The sequence below is a fragment of the Pantoea sp. X-Soil-MYKO-1289 genome (assembly GCF_059730625.1).
On sequence record NZ_AP036004.1, the window covers coordinates 3,041,213 to 3,056,348 of the forward strand.

The window sequence follows — 15,136 nt, forward strand, 5'->3', positions numbered from 1 at the left end:
GCGCCGTCGCGATTATACCCACTTCTCTTTCCTGCCCAACCGGCACGCCGCCACTTAGCGACCCGCTTCCCATACGCTTTTGCAATTGCCGTCACGCTTACACTTTATTGTGCGCCAAATAAAAAACCCCACGCCGGAGCGCAGGGTTTTGTTAATAACGCTTTGCCGTTACGGCAGCGCGTAGGCAATCACATAATCGCCGCGATCCGGCGACTGACGCGCGCCGCCTGCGGAGATAAGGATGTATTGTTTACCGTTTTTCGGTGAAACATAGCTGATCGGGCCGCCCTGGCTACCCACCGGCAGACGGGCTTTCCATACTTCTTTACCCGTAGAGCTGTCGAAAGCGCGCAGGTAGTAGTCCTGCGTACCGGCGATAAACACCAGTCCGCCCTGCGTTGCCAGCGTACCGCCCAGCGTCGGCATGCCGATCGGCATCTGCGCGTGCATTTTAATCCCGAACGGACCGGTATCCTGCACCGTGCCGACCGGCACCTGCCAGACGATTTTACGCGTCTTCATATCGATCGCCGACAGCGTGCCAAACGGCGGCGCCTGGCAAGGAATACCCAGCGGCGACATAAAGCGGTTTTTGTTAACCGCATACGGCGTGCCTTTCAGCGGCACCGCGCCCATGCCGGTATTGATCGCTTCGCCGCCGTTGCTGCCGCGAGAGATTTTACTGGTATCAGCCGGGATCATCTGCACCCACAGGCCGAGACGCATATCGTTGACGAACATGTACTGGTTGTTCGGATCAAACGACATGCTGCCCCAGTTCATGCCGCCGAGGGAACCCGGGAAGCTGAGCGACTTGTCGGTATCCGGCACGGTGAAGAGGCCGTTGTAGCGCATCGATTTAAAGGCGATGCGGCACGCCAGCTGATCGAACGGCGTCGCGCCCCACATATCTGATTCGGTCAGCGTCTGGTTGCCGATCTGCGGCATCTCAGTCGAATGCGGCTGCGTTTTGGTGTACTGCTCGTTCGGGATATGGCCCTGCGGCATCGGCAGCTCTTCGACTTTCGTCAGCGGCTTGCCGGTTTCGCGATCCAGCACGAAGATCATGCCGGTTTTCCCGCCGATCACCACCGCAGGTTTGGTGGTGCCGTCTTTCATTGGAAAATCGACCAGGCTCGGCTGCATCGGCAGATCGAAATCCCACAGATCGTTATGAACGGTCTGATAGACCCACTTCTCTTTGCCCGTGGTCGCATCCAGCGCCAGAACGGAGGCGCCATATTTATGGTCCAGTTCGGTGCGGTTCGCGCCCCACAGATCCACAGAGGAGCTGCCCATCGGGATGAATACCGTGTTCATTGCCGGATCGTATGACATCGGCGCCCACGAGTTCGGGGTGCTGCGTTTATAATTCTGGCCCGGCATCAGCACGGCGTTCGGATCGACATTGCCTGGGTCAAACGCCCAGCGCTGCTTGCCGGTGATCACATCGAAACCGCGCAGCACGCCGCCCGGCATATCCGTCTGGACGTTATCCGCAACGCGGCCGCCCACCACCACCGTGGTGCCTGCCAGCGTCGGCGCTGACGTCAGCTGATATTTCGGATCCTGCGCTTCGCCCAGACCCTCTTTCAGGTTGACCACGCCGTGGTCGCCGAAGTTTTCGCAGAACTCGCCATTGTCGGCGTTAATCGCGATCAGACGCGCATCGATGGTGTTCATCAGAATACGACGCTGGCAGGTATCGCCTGCCGCCAGGCTAACTGCCGGTACCGGCGTCGAGCCAGGCTTGCTCGGCTGAGTCAGCGGTTTGGTGGCGTCAAAGTAGGCCAGACCGCGGCAGCGCGGCCAGACTTCCGCTTTCGCGTTGATTTCGCGCTTCCAAATCTGCTTGCCGCTGTCCGCTTCCACCGCAATCACGTTGTTGTGCGGCGTACAGAGATAGAGCGTGTTGCCAATCTGCAGCGGCGTTTGCTGATCTTCCGCCCCGTTGCCGGTCGGGCTGATGGGCGTATCGCCGGTGTGGAAGGTCCAGGCGACTTTGAGATCTTTCACGTTATCGCGCGTGATCTGATCGATGGCGGCAAATCGGTCGCCGCCCGGCGTGCGGCCATAGTTATTCCAGTCCTGCTGCGGTTTGCTCTTATCGACCGGGATCAGCGGCAGCGCTTTGCCGGTGAAGGCCACGGTGGGATGCGGCTGGAACATCTGCACCAGCGTGCCGACCATGCCGACGGCAATAACGGCCGAAAGCACGTAAGAGACTTTCGCCAGCGACGATTTGCCTTCGCGCTTGCGCAGCGCAGGCCAGGTCAGAAATGCCAGCAGCATCAGACCCGACGGCACCATCAGGCGCGATACCAGCGGCCAGAATGACCAGCCTGCGTCCGCCAGCGCCCAGATCAGCGTGCCGACGAAGACCAGAATAAACAGCACAACGGCTGAGGACTTGCGGCGGAAGAACTGGATCGCCGACAGCAGGGTCACAATGCCCGCAATCAGGAAATACCAGCTGCCGCCCAGCGAGACCAGCTTGCCGCCGCCAATTGCAAAGAACAGGCCGATTGCCAGCAGCACCAGCCCCAGCAAAATCGACCAGATACCCAACCCTTTGCCGGATCGGGAGGATGTTTCAGCCATAAAACTTACTCTCCTGGAAAAATAAAGCCACCGCGCCTCAGCCTTCTGAAGCGTGACGACGTCTGATGCGTCGGATATCGCTTTATTTTAATTTGTAATGGTACGGACCTGTGTCCGGGATGCAGGCATTGTGAGCAAGGAGACACTGAGATGTGGTCGCTCCCGTCGCAATACGGGGCGTGATTGTACCACCTGGTACATTATGAGGTGAACATCTATAACGGGAAGTACACGTGACAATAGCATTTTTGCTACAAATTCAGCGCTAAGCGGCTCAATTTCCACGCGCTCTGCCGCAGTCCTGACGTTAAGCGCAAAAGTAACTAAATGTGTTAGCCGCGCGCCGCCTGGTTGCGGGCCCCGAAAACAACAAAGGGACCTTTCGGTCCCTTGGGTTTAACGCTTGTTCTTCTTCAGATGCGAAAGCAGACGCTTACGCTTGCGCTGCTGCGTCGGCGTCAGCAAATTGCGCTTGCCTGCAAAGGGGTTATCGCCCTCTTTAAACTGAATGCGGATCGGCGTGCCCATCACGTTAAGCGAACGACGGAAGTAGTTCATCAGATAGCGCTTGTAGGAGTCAGGCAAATCTTTCACCTGGTTGCCGTGGATCACCACGATCGGCGGGTTGTAACCGCCGGCATGCGCATACTTCAGCTTCACGCGGCGACCGCGCACCAGCGGCGGCTGATGATCTTCGGCGGCCATATTCATGATGCGCGTCAGCATAGAGGTGTTAACGCGTTTGGTCGAGCAGTCGTAGGCTTCGGTCACCGATTCAAACAGGTTGCCAACGCCGCTGCCGTGCAGCGCAGAGATAAAGTGGACGCGAGCAAAGTCGATAAAGCCGAGACGATAGTCCAGCGTCTCTTTGACCTCGTCCTTGATCTCCTGTGTCAGCCCATCCCACTTGTTCACCACGATCACCAGCGAACGACCACTGTTGAGGATAAAGCCGAGCAGCGACAGATCCTGATCGGAGATGCCTTCGCGCGCGTCGATCACCAGCAATACGACGTTGGCGTCTTCAATCGCCTGCAGGGTTTTAATGACCGAGAATTTTTCCACCGTATCGGTGATTTTGCCGCGCTTACGCACGCCCGCGGTATCAATCAGGATATATTCGCGGTCGTCGCGCTGCATCGGAATGTAGATGCTGTCGCGCGTGGTGCCCGGCATATCGTAAACCACAACGCGATCTTCGCCGAGGATACGGTTGGTCAGCGTGGATTTGCCGACGTTAGGACGGCCGACGATAGCCAGCTTAATCGGCAGGCCAGCCGGATCGAACGCCTCTTCTTCCTCTTCTTCCGGCGCTTCGCCGCTCTCTTTTGCCGCCAGCGCCGCCCAGTAGGCTTCGTTCTCGTCCTCTTCCGTTACTTCGCGCGGATCGACTTCGTCCATCCACGGCAGCAACGCGGTTTCCAGCAGGCTGGTGACGCCGCGACCGTGCGATGCCGCGATAGCGTGGATCTCACCCAGACCCAGCGAGTAGAAGTCGACAACCGCTGAATCGGGATCGAGGCCATCGGTTTTGTTCGCCACCAGGAACGTTGGCTTCTGGCGCGAACGAATATGGTTAGCGATCTGCTTGTCCGCCGGCATGACGCCCGCGCGCGCGTCCACCATGAACAGCACGACATCCGCCTCTTCAATCGCCAGCAGCGACTGTTCAGCCATACGCGTTTCGACGCCCTCTTCAGTGCCGTCGATACCGCCGGTATCAATAACAATAAATTCGCGCCCTTCCACTTCGGCGCGACCATATTTGCGATCGCGTGTCAGTCCAGGAAAATCCGCCACCAGCGCATCACGAGTGCGCGTTAAGCGGTTAAACAGCGTGGATTTCCCCACATTGGGACGCCCAACCAGCGCGACCACAGGTATCATAACAGTGCCTCAATAAAAAAATTAATCGCCCGAATGGCGTGATTATAACGGTTTTAACCGCCGGGTTCAGGCTGAAGGCGCTAAGAATATCATGCCTGACTAAAAACGAAACGGCTCCTGACGCGTCAGGAGCCGTGATACGGAAGGCAAATTCCGGTGGCGCGTTAACGCGTAATCGCGTAAACCTCGCCGCCTTTAGCCTGAATGATCAGCTTATCGCTGGCGACGACCGGCTCGGTCTGGAAGCCATCGCTGTCGACTTTCTGCTGCGCCACGAAACGACCGTCCGAGGTATTGAGCCAGTGCAGATAGCCTTCGCTGTCGCCTACCACCAGATAGCCGTTATAGAGCACCGGCGCCGTCAGGTTGCGGTGCAGCAGATCGCTCTGACGCCAGATGGCGACGCCGCCGTCGGCATTCAGCGCGATCACGCGGTCATCCTGATCCACCAGATAGATGCGGCCGGCATCGACGATCAAATCTTTCACGCCGCCGATTTCACGCTTCCACAGGATCTGGCCGGAGCGCAGATCGAGCGCGGTCAGGTTGCCGTTATACGCCAGCGCGTAAACCACGCCATTAACGATAACCGGCGTCGTATCGACGTCGTTCAGGCGATCGATTTCGGTCGCGCCGCTCGGCTGAGAAATACGCTGCTGCCAGATAAGCTGGCCTTGATTCATGATCACCGCGCTGACGCGGCCGTTATCGCCGCCGACAATCGCGCCGCCGAACGCGGTGGCTGGCGCAGATTCGCCGCGCAGCGACAGCGCAGGCATGTCGAGGTTAACGCTCCACTTCACTGCGCCGCTGGTTTGATCCAGGCCCTGCAGCATGCCGTTGCTGGTATGCACCAGCACCAGGCCGTCGCTCACCACCGGACGCGACAGCGCTTCGCCGGCGACTTTGGTCTGCCAGGCAATGCTGCCGTCGCTGCTGTTCAGGGCGAACAGCTGACCGCGCTCGCTGCCGATATAGAGGCGATCGCCCGCAGCGGTCACGCCGCCGGAGAGCAGAGCCGAGATGTTTTTCGAGAAGAAGCCGGTTTTCTCAGAGAGATCGACTTTCCATTTTTCTTTGCCGTTGGAGGCGTCCAGCGCTTTTACTACGCCAAAACGATCCGCCGCAAATACGGTATTGTCCTGCCATGCCGGATGCAGGTTAGAGTAGAAATCGCCAATGCCGTCACCGACCGACGTGCTCCACACTTCCTGGGGATTAAACTGGTTTTCCACCTTTGGCAGCGGGGCCATTTTCACTACATCTTCTTCGCCGCTGAACAGCGAACAACCGCTGAGCAAAGTGACTGAAATCAGTCCTGGCAGCAGGTATTTACGTAATTCCATGCGCTCTCTCTTGACTGGCTTAGCTTAAGTTATTCATCTTCATCTGCATCATTTGCTTCAGCGCCGGAGAAGCGTCTGATTCGACGCCTTTGCTCCACGCATCGCGCGCGCCCTGCTTGTCGCCTTTGCTCAGCAGCGCTTCGCCGCGGATATCCGCCACAATGGCTGTCCAGCCATCGCCCTTGACAGCGTCGAGGGTTTTAAGGGCGGCGTCCGCCTGATTCTGTTGCAGTTGAATGCGCGCCAGTCGCAGGTTGATGACCGCCTGCAGATTGGCATCTTTGGTATTCTTCAGACCGTTTTCCAGCAGGGAAGAGGCCTTATCCAGCTGGTTGGCGTCGACATACTGCTTCGCCGCGTCCATTGCCGCCAGCGCGCCGTAGGTATTGCTGTTTTCGCTAACGAATTTCGCTACCGCATCCAGCGTGGCCGGCTGATCGGCTTTCATCGCGGTCGTCACTTGCTGATACTGAGCCGAAAGCGCTTTCGACGAGCCCTCTTCGTGACTGGCCCAGTAGCGCCAGCCGCCGAGCGCGGCAATACCGATAATCACGCCGACCGCCAGCGCCTTGCCGTTACTGGCAAAAAAGCGACGTACCGCGTCAACCTGCTCGTTTTCGTTGCTATAAACTTCCACGCGATCCCTCTCCTTTCTCTGGTTGGTGCCGTGCCACGCTTACTTTAACAGCGTGCGCAATGCAGCAGCAGCCTCTGTCTGCGCCAGCGTTTGCTGATCGCCGCTGCGCAGATCTTTAATCACAACCTGACCGGCTTTGACTTCGTCTTCGCCGACCACCAGCGCGACGCGAGCGCCCCACTTGTCGGCGCGAGCAAACTGCTTCTTGAAGTTGCCGCCGCCAAAGTTGGTCATCAGCTTCAGTTCCGGCGCTTCGTCGCGCAGTTTTTCCGCCAGCTGCATCGCAGCGGACTGAACGCCCTGGCCCGAAGCGATAACATAGACATCAACAACGCGCGTCGGTTCAAATTCAGGATTCACCGCCTGAACCAGCAGCACCAGACGCTCCAGCCCCATGGCGAAACCGACTGCCGGCGTAGCGCGGCCGCCCAGCTGCTCGACCAGGCCGTCGTAACGGCCGCCGCCGCATACCGTGCCCTGCGCGCCGAGGCTTTCGGTCACCCATTCGAAAACGGTGCGGTTATAGTAGTCGAGGCCGCGCACCAGACGCTGATTGACGCGATAGGCGATGCCGGCGTCGTCCAGCAGAGCGCACAGGCCCTGGAAATGTTCGCGCGATTCGTCGTCGAGATGATCCATCAGCTGCGGCGCGTCGTTAAGCAGCGTCTGCACGTCGGGATTTTTGCTGTCGAGCACGCGCAGCGGGTTGGTGTACATGCGGCGCTTACTGTCTTCGTCCAGCGTCTCTTTATGCTGCTCGAGGAATGCCACCAGCGCTTCGCGATAGTTGGCGCGCGCCTCCAGCGAACCGATAGAGTTAAGCTCCAGGCGCACGTGATCGGCGATGCCCAGCGCTTTCCACCAGCGAGCGGTCAGCATAATCAGCTCTGCGTCTACGTCCGGCCCCTGCAGGCCGAACACCTCGGCGCCCATCTGGTGGAACTGACGATAGCGCCCTTTCTGCGGACGCTCGTAGCGGAACATCGGTCCCATATACCACAGACGCTGTTCCTGATTGTAGAGCAGGCCATGTTCGATGCCCGCGCGCACGCAGCCTGCGGTGCCTTCGGGACGCAGCGTCAGGCTTTCGCCGTTGCGGTCGTCAAAGGTGTACATCTCTTTTTCGACCACATCGGTTACTTCGCCGATGGCGCGTTTAAACAGCGGAGTCTGCTCGACGATCGGCATGCGAATTTCGCTATAGCCGTAGCTGGCCAGCACCTGCTTGAGCGTACCTTCAATGCGTTGCCAGATAGCCGTATCCGCCGGCAGGTAATCGTTCATGCCGCGGATAGCTTGAATATTCTTCGCCACGTTAAAATCTCTTAATGCAAAAAAACCTGTCCGGCATCATACCTTATGAGGATGAAACCGCACAGGTTCATTGAACAAAGTCGCGCTGGGCGCGCCGACGCTTAGTTTTCCAGCTGCTGAACGTTGATGCGACGATTTTCGTCCAGCATGGTCGCTTTGGCGCGGATGCGCGCTTCCAGCTGATCGATCATATCGTCGTTGTCGAGACGATCGCGCTGGCGCACGCCATCTTCGTAGAAGCCGCTTTTTTTGTTGCCGCCGGTGACGCCCAGCGTCGATACCGTCGCTTCGCCAGGACCGTTCACTACGCAGCCGATAATCGAGACGTCCATCGGCGTGATGATATCTTCCAGCCGCTGTTCAAGCGCGTTGACCGTGCCGATAACGTCGAACTCCTGACGCGAACAGGTCGGGCAGGCGATGAAGTTGATGCCGCGCGCGCGAATGCGCAGCGACTTCAGGATGTCGAAGCCGACCTTCACCTCTTCGATTGGATCCGCCGCCAGCGAAATACGCAGCGTATCGCCGATTCCCTCTGAGAGCAGCAGCCCCAGGCCGATGGCCGATTTCACCGCGCCGGCGCGCGCGCCGCCCGCCTCGGTAATGCCGAGGTGCAGCGGCTGGTCGATCTGCTTCGCCAGCAGGCGATAAGATTCGACGGCCAGGAAGACGTCCGACGCTTTTACGCTCACCTTGAACTGATCGAAGTTGAGACGATCGAGATGATCGACGTGGCGCATCGCCGACTCCAGCAGCGCCTGCGGCGTCGGCTCGCCGTACTTTTCCTGCAGATCTTTTTCCAGCGAACCGGCGTTCACGCCGATACGGATCGGAATATTGTGGTCACGCGCGCAGTCCACCACCTGGCGGATACGTTCGTTATTGCCGATGTTGCCTGGGTTGATACGCAGGCAGTCGACGCCGTATTCAGCGACTTTCAGCGCGATGCGGTAGTCAAAATGGATATCCGCCACCAGCGGCACGTTGACGCGCTGCTTGATCAGTTTGAACGCTTCGGCGGCATCCATGGTCGGCACCGAGACGCGGACGATATCGACGCCGACGCGCTCAAGCGCTTTGATCTGATTGACCGTCGCGTCTACGTCGGTTGTACGGGTATTGGTCATCGACTGGACGGCGATAGGCGCGCCGTCGCCGACAGGCACCTTGCCGACATAAATCCGGGTCGATTTACGACGGATAATGGGTGCTTCGTTATGCATATTCTTTCTCCACAATTGCCCCGGGCGCGATGCAGCGTTATTGCGCACCCAACGTCAGGCGAGCAACCTGGTTATTACGGATAAAACGACTTAAATCAACCGGCTGGTTCTGATATTGCACCTGCACCGCCGAGGGCGCGCCGATTTTCAGGCGATAGGGCGCAGTGCCGGAAAGGCTGAGTTTACCACCGCTGCGTTGCATTCCGCTGAAGAGTTTTTTACCGGTGGCGTCGCTCACTTCCAGCCAGCAGTCGGCGTTGAAGTTCATGACCACGGTATTAGGATCGGCGGCGGCTTCGCCAACGGCAGCGCCGCCGGTCGGCAGCTGACCGGCAGTGGCCGAGGGGCTGGCCGCATTATCGACCGGCGCCTGGCTCGGCGACACCACGGCGCTGTTGGCCGAAGTGGCGGCAGGCGCGGCGCTGTTAGCGGCGCTCTGCGCGGGCGCGGTGCTGGACGGCTGGCTGGCGGCAGGCGCCGCCGCGCTGGCGTCCGCGCTATTGGTTTCGTCCGGCGCGGCAGGCGCCGCCGTCTCGTCGCTGGCGCCGCCGTCGAGCGGAATAGACTGGCTCGCGTCGCCGCTGCTGCTGCCGTTTTGATCGGCCATCGAGACCAGATCCTCCTGCGACGCCTTATGGTTTTGCCACCACCAGGCGCCGGTCAGGCCCACCACCACGAAGAGCACCAGCCAGGTGAAGATCATCAGCCAGCCGTCGCGTTTTTTGCGGCGTTTGCCCAGCGAGAAGTGCTGCATCGGCTCGATTTTGGCCGCACGCACCGGGGTCTGCTTCGCCATCATCGGCAGCAGTTCCTCTTCAGGAATGTGCACCAGACGCGCATAGGAGCGAATGTATCCACGCAAAAAGGTCGACGCCAGATCGGCAGGCGCTTTGTCCTCTTCGATATCGCGTACGGTCGTAAGTTTCAGGCACAGGCGTTCAGCCACGTTTTGCTGAGTCAGCCCCATTTGCTCACGGGCCAGACGCAGGCGTTCGCCTGTGGAATGTACTGCAGAGTTGTCTTGAGTGGCTTCAGTATTCATTAGCTAAATAACGCTGGTACTGTATCGATTGTGGAAAACTTCGCGCCAACCGGTCGCCATAACGTGTAACGTCAGCAGCGTTTCCCTGTTGCGCGGCGAAACGTATCTGTAACTCTAAGCTGCGCGCCGTAGCAGGCAGATATTGCTGATAAAGCTCTATTAACAGTAGAGCACGCGCCGGAGAGAGGAGGCGTTGTTTTTCCGCCTCATCCAGCAGAGCGTCGCCTTTCGCGCGATCCGCCTCCAGCGCCCGACTCAGCGCCGCTCGCGCGGCCAGCGTCTCGTCTGCCTGAAGATAGCAATATCCCGACAGTTCCCACGCATCGATGCGCGCTTCATTATTTTCCGATGCGCTCATCGCCTGCTTAAACTGTTGATGCGCTTCGTCATACTGCCCTAAAGCGCAGAGAAACGCACCGTAATTGTTAGCGACAAAGCCATTTGACGGCGCCAGTCGCTGCGCCTGTTGGTAGCTGCGCGCCGCCTCATCGCGACGGCCCTGTTTCTCCGCCAGGCGCGCCAGCGCCAGGGCCATTCGATAGTCGCGGGGCGCGGCGGCCTGCGCACGCTGGAAGTTGCGGCGCGCGCTGGCGTAATCCTCCGCCGCCAGATAGTGCATTCCCAGCGCCAGACGCGTTTCCGCCGCGCCAGAATGCGGCGGCTGGCTGACACACCCGGTTACAACAATCAGGGCCAGCAGGCTACCCGGTAATCCTTTACCCATTTCGTTCTCCTGGTCGCAAGAGAGAGTGCGTAGCAGCAGCCTGCCACGCGTCACGACCCGGTCAAAACGATCTCTTCCCGGTTTCAGAGCGCCTTCACAGATATGGCTTCGCCCGCCATTTTTTTACGCATGGTGCGCTTGGTGCGGTCAATCACATCGCCCGCCAGCTGTCCGCAGGCCGCGTCGATATCGTCGCCGCGCGTTTTACGCACGATAGTGGTAAATCCGTATTCCATCAATACTTTAGCGAAGCGGTCAACGCGGCTGTTGGAGCTACGGCCGTAAGGCGCGCCCGGGAAGGGGTTCCAGGGGATCAGATTGATCTTGCTCGGCGTATCTTTCAACAGCGCGGCCAGTTCGTGCGCATCGTCGGTGCTGTCGTTCACATGGTCCAGCATCACGTATTCGATGGTCACGCGCCCCTGATTGGCGTTCGACTTCGCCAGATAGCGCTTCACCGCGCCGAGGAACATCTCGATATTGTACTTTTTGTTGATCGGCACGATATCGTCGCGCAGCTTGTCGTTCGGCGCATGCAGCGAAATCGCCAGCGCCACGTCGATCATATCGCCGAGCTTATCCAGCGCCGGCACCACGCCTGAGGTCGACAGGGTAACGCGACGCTTCGAGAGGCCAAAGCCGAAATCGTCCAGCATGATCTCCATCGCCGGCACGACATTGTTGAGATTCAGCAGCGGCTCGCCCATGCCCATCATCACCACGTTGGTGATAGGACGCTGGCCGGTCACCTTCGCGGCGCCGATGATTTTCGCCGCGCGCCATACCTGGCCGATAATCTCAGAGACGCGCAGGTTGCGGTTGAAGCCCTGCTGCGCCGTCGAGCAGAATTTGCACTCCAGCGCGCAGCCCACCTGCGAAGAGACGCAGAGCGTGGCGCGATCGTCTTCCGGGATATAGACGGTTTCCACCAGCTGATCGCCGACGCGTATCGCCCATTTAATGGTGCCGTCGCTGGAGCGCATCTCTTCCGCCACTTCCGGCGCGCGGATTTCCGCGATCTGGCTCAGCTTGCCGCGCAGCACCTTATTGATGTCGGTCATCTGCTCGAAATCGTCGCAGCAGTAGTGGTACATCCACTTCATCACCTGATCGGCGCGGAACGGCTTTTCGCCCATCGAGAGAAAAAGCTCGCGCATCTGCTGGCGGTTAAGATCGAGCAGGTTAATTTTTTCGCTTTTGGGGGCAACAGCAACGGGGGAAGCGGACGACGGCGTCACAATCAGTTCGGACATAATGTTCTCTGGCCTCGTTATTACACGTTATGGCTCTGGTTAAGGATAGAAAAAAAAGACGCCCTTGCTGAGACTAGCTCAACAAGGGCGCGATATTGTACAACATCTGCGGTGTGATGCCAGGGTAGAGGGCGACGCGTTAGCGAGAAATTTGTAAAGCGCGCGCTCCGGCTGGCCTCGACGCGATTAACGCGTGCGCGGGCAGATCTCGTTTTCGCCGAAGAAGTAGGCGATTTCACGCGCGGCAGACTCAGCGGAGTCAGAACCGTGGGTGGCGTTTTCGGTGAAGCTGTCGGCGTAGTCAGCGCGCAGCGTGCCAGCCAGCGCGTTCGCCGGGTTGGTCGCGCCCATCAGATCGCGGTGACGCTGAACGGCGTTTTCGCCTTCCAGCACAGATACCACAACCGGACCAGAAGTCATGAACTCTACCAGACCGTCGAAGAACGGCTTGCCCTGGTGCTCAGCGTAGAAACCTTCAGCCTGCTCTTTGCTCAGCTGCAGCATTTTAGCGCCAACGATTTTGAAGCCTGCGCTTTCAAAACGGTTGTAGATGGCGCCAATCACGTTTTTAGCAACGGCGTTTGGTTTAATGATGGAGAAGGTACGTTCGATTGCCATGTTGACCTCTGTCTTTAGCATCCTGAAGAAACCGGGAACCCGCTCCCGGTAAGAAAACGCGCCGATTATAGGGAGATCAACGGGCGTTGCCTATTAGCTATCGTATGATTTATTGAAAATTATTGATATTTGTCGATGCAGGCAGGCAAATAATGTGCATTGCGCCGCTTTTAGTCGCGGATAAAGGAAACGGCGGCCAGCTCTCCCGCCTCATCCATCACCACCAGCTGACAGGGGCCGGCATCGCGCAACGCCAGCTGTACGCGGCTGTTCGCTTCGCCCTGCTCTACCGGCTCGCCGTTTAAAAACCACCAGCGGCGCTCGCCCTGACCGCCCTGCACCGCCACCGGCGCGATCAGCACGGCTTTGCCGGGCAGCGGCTGCAGGTGCTGGCCGTTGATGACGCCGGTTATCACCATCGGCGCCGCATTGCCCTGACGCAGCGGCGGACAGGCGGCGTCGACCGGCGGCAAACGCTGTGCGCGCTGCTCGCCCCTGGGCAGCCAGGGCTCCAGCGGCAGCGGCCACAGCAGCCGTTCGCGGCTCTGCGCGCCGGGACAGTCCGCCGCCACCCGCCTTCCCTGCGCGTTTTGCCAGTAGCGCAGCCGCAGGCCGTTGACGCCTTCCTGCCCCGGCGCCAGCAGCGTCGGCGGCAGGGTCTGATTCAGCACCCAGCTCTGTCGGCGCTGGCGGCAGTTCTCATCTCCTGCGGGCAGCGGCTGGCCGCCGGGCCAGCAGATGCTCTGCGCGCTGACCGAGGCGGGACGCGGGTCGCGCGGCGTGCCGCTAATCGGCATATGGCCAGCCAGCAGGTTCGCCACCTGATGCATCACCGGCACCGCCGAGGCGAAGCCGACCTGCCCTGCGACCGGCGTGGCGTCCGGTCTGCCGACCCAGACGCCGATGAGATAGCGCGGCGTGACGCCGATGGTCCAGGCGTCGCGGTAGCCATAGCTGGTGCCGGTTTTCCACGCCAGCGGCACGATGTCGCTCGTCGCGCCGCTGGCGACAGGCTGCGCATCGCCTGCCAGCATGCGCCGCACGATCCAGGCCGCGCCCGGCGACAGCAGGCGACGCTGCCGCAGCGGCTGATCTGCGAGGTAGCGCAGCTGCGCGGCGTTGCCCTGGCGCGCGAAGGCGCTATAGGCCGCCACCAGCTCATCCAGCCGCGCGCCGGTTCCGCCTAACGCCAGCGACAGGTTAGGCTCCGCGCCTGCCGGGAAGCGCAAATTCAGGCCCACGTTGCGCAGCCGCGCCGTCACGCTTTTTGGGCCAAGCGCGTCCAGCAGCTGGACGGCCGGCAGATTGAGCGATCGCTTCAGCGCTTCGCTGGCGCTGACCGGTCCGTGAAAGCCGCTGTCAAAATTGCCGGGCCGGTAGTCGCCAAAGCGGCGCGGCACATCCTGCAGCAGCGATTCGCCATGGATCAGCCCGTCGTCCAGCGCCATGCCGTAGATAAATGGTTTCAGCACCGAGCCGGGCGATCGCACGCTGGCGACCATATCCACATGACCGAAGCGCCTGTCGTCGCGAAAATCCACCGAGCCGACGTAGCCGCGTACTTTCATATCGGTGTGATCCGCCACCAGGATCGCCAGCGAGGTGCGCGGCGGCAGCTGCGGCTTAAGGGCGGCGGCGAGATTTTCCAGCTCGCGCTGCAGCGAGAGATCCAGCGTCGAGACGATTTTAACGTCGGCCGAGAGCGACAGCAGACGGCGCGCCAGCAGCGGCGCGGTCTGCGGCATCTGAAGCGGCGGCAGCCAGACCGGCTCCTGCAGGATTTCGTCGACCTCTTGCTGCGGCCAGACGCGGTGTTGCGCCAGCCGCTGCAGCACCTTATTGCGCGCCGCCTCGGCGCGCTGCGGCCAGCGATCCGGGCGCAGGCGGCCGGGCGCCTGCGGCAGCACCGCCAGCAGCGCGGCTTCGCCTTTCGTCAGCTGCGAGGGCGGCTTGCCGAGCCAGATCCAGCTTGCCGCGCCCACGCCCTCGACCGTGCCGCCAAAAGGGGCGCGATTGAGATAGAGCGTCAGAATCTCGCGCTTCGACAGGTGCCACTCCAGCTGCAACGCCCGCCACGCCTGCACCGCCTTGCCGGAGAAGCTGCGCGGCTGCGGATCGATCAGGCGCGCCACCTGCATGGTCAGCGTGCTGCCGCCAGAAACGATGGCGCCTGCGCGCAGGTTCTGCCCCGCCGCGCGCAGGACAGCGATCGGATTGATGCCGGGATGGCGCCAGAACCAGCGATCTTCGTAGTTGAGCAGCGCCTCAAGGTAGGCGGGCGCGACTTCCTCTATCGTGACCGGATAGCGCCAGACGCCCTGCTTATCGGCGAAGCGCCAGAGCGGCGTGCCATCTTCCGCGACCACCACGCGCGCCGGCTGCACCTCGCGCAGCGGCAGCGGAAACAGCCGATCGAGTCCGAAAAGCGCCAGCGCGAAAAAAACAAGCGGCGGCCAGAGCCACCGCTTTTGTCCGCCTTTCAGCTTCATGC

General features: G+C 60.4%; 11 protein-coding genes. All 11 read right to left on the minus strand.

Annotated features, from left to right (window positions below; all coding sequences use genetic code 11):
- Positions 1 to 168: 168 nt before the first annotated feature.
- The gene (locus AC6I7Z_RS14660) at positions 169 to 2,601 is read right to left on the minus strand and encodes a glucose/quinate/shikimate family membrane-bound PQQ-dependent dehydrogenase (RefSeq protein WP_497814756.1); all 2,433 of its coding nucleotides are present in this window, start codon (positions 2,599 to 2,601) and stop codon (positions 169 to 171) included.
- Positions 2,602 to 2,997: 396 nt separating this feature from the next.
- On the minus strand, positions 2,998 to 4,488 hold the full coding sequence (der, locus tag AC6I7Z_RS14665) for a ribosome biogenesis GTPase Der (RefSeq protein WP_497814757.1): 1,491 nt from the start codon (positions 4,486 to 4,488) through the stop codon (positions 2,998 to 3,000).
- A gap of 164 nt (positions 4,489 to 4,652) precedes the next feature.
- Entirely contained in the window at positions 4,653 to 5,834 is a 1,182-nt protein-coding gene (gene bamB / locus AC6I7Z_RS14670; RefSeq protein ID WP_497814758.1) for an outer membrane protein assembly factor BamB, read from the minus strand.
- Between the two features lie 19 nt (positions 5,835 to 5,853).
- A complete protein-coding gene (locus AC6I7Z_RS14675; RefSeq protein WP_033753904.1) occupies positions 5,854 to 6,471 on the minus strand; it encodes a YfgM family protein in 618 nt (205 codons plus the stop codon).
- 39 nt (positions 6,472 to 6,510) lie between these two features.
- A complete protein-coding gene (gene hisS, locus AC6I7Z_RS14680) occupies positions 6,511 to 7,785 on the minus strand; it encodes a histidine--tRNA ligase (RefSeq protein ID WP_497814759.1) in 1,275 nt (424 codons plus the stop codon).
- A gap of 101 nt (positions 7,786 to 7,886) precedes the next feature.
- On the minus strand, positions 7,887 to 9,008 hold the full coding sequence (gene ispG / locus AC6I7Z_RS14685) for a flavodoxin-dependent (E)-4-hydroxy-3-methylbut-2-enyl-diphosphate synthase (protein ID WP_033753912.1): 1,122 nt from the start codon (positions 9,006 to 9,008) through the stop codon (positions 7,887 to 7,889).
- A 37-nt stretch (positions 9,009 to 9,045) separates the two neighbouring features.
- Positions 9,046 to 10,050: a cytoskeleton protein RodZ gene (gene rodZ / locus AC6I7Z_RS14690; RefSeq protein ID WP_497814760.1), complete on the minus strand. Its 1,005-nt coding sequence runs from the start codon at positions 10,048 to 10,050 to the stop codon at positions 9,046 to 9,048.
- Entirely contained in the window at positions 10,040 to 10,774 is a 735-nt protein-coding gene (gene pilW / locus AC6I7Z_RS14695) for a type IV pilus biogenesis/stability protein PilW (protein WP_497814761.1), read from the minus strand. Before pilW ends, rodZ begins: the two co-directional genes overlap by 11 nt.
- A gap of 83 nt (positions 10,775 to 10,857) precedes the next feature.
- The gene (gene rlmN / locus AC6I7Z_RS14700) at positions 10,858 to 12,027 is read right to left on the minus strand and encodes a dual-specificity RNA methyltransferase RlmN (protein ID WP_033753922.1); all 1,170 of its coding nucleotides are present in this window, start codon (positions 12,025 to 12,027) and stop codon (positions 10,858 to 10,860) included.
- A gap of 186 nt (positions 12,028 to 12,213) precedes the next feature.
- The gene (gene ndk / locus AC6I7Z_RS14705) at positions 12,214 to 12,645 is read right to left on the minus strand and encodes a nucleoside-diphosphate kinase (RefSeq protein ID WP_003848684.1); all 432 of its coding nucleotides are present in this window, start codon (positions 12,643 to 12,645) and stop codon (positions 12,214 to 12,216) included.
- Positions 12,646 to 12,815: 170 nt separating this feature from the next.
- Positions 12,816 to 15,134 (minus strand): peptidoglycan glycosyltransferase PbpC, encoded by a 2,319-nt coding sequence (gene pbpC, locus AC6I7Z_RS14710; RefSeq protein WP_497814762.1) that lies wholly within the window; start codon positions 15,132 to 15,134, stop codon positions 12,816 to 12,818.
- Between the last annotated feature and the right edge of the window lie 2 nt (positions 15,135 to 15,136).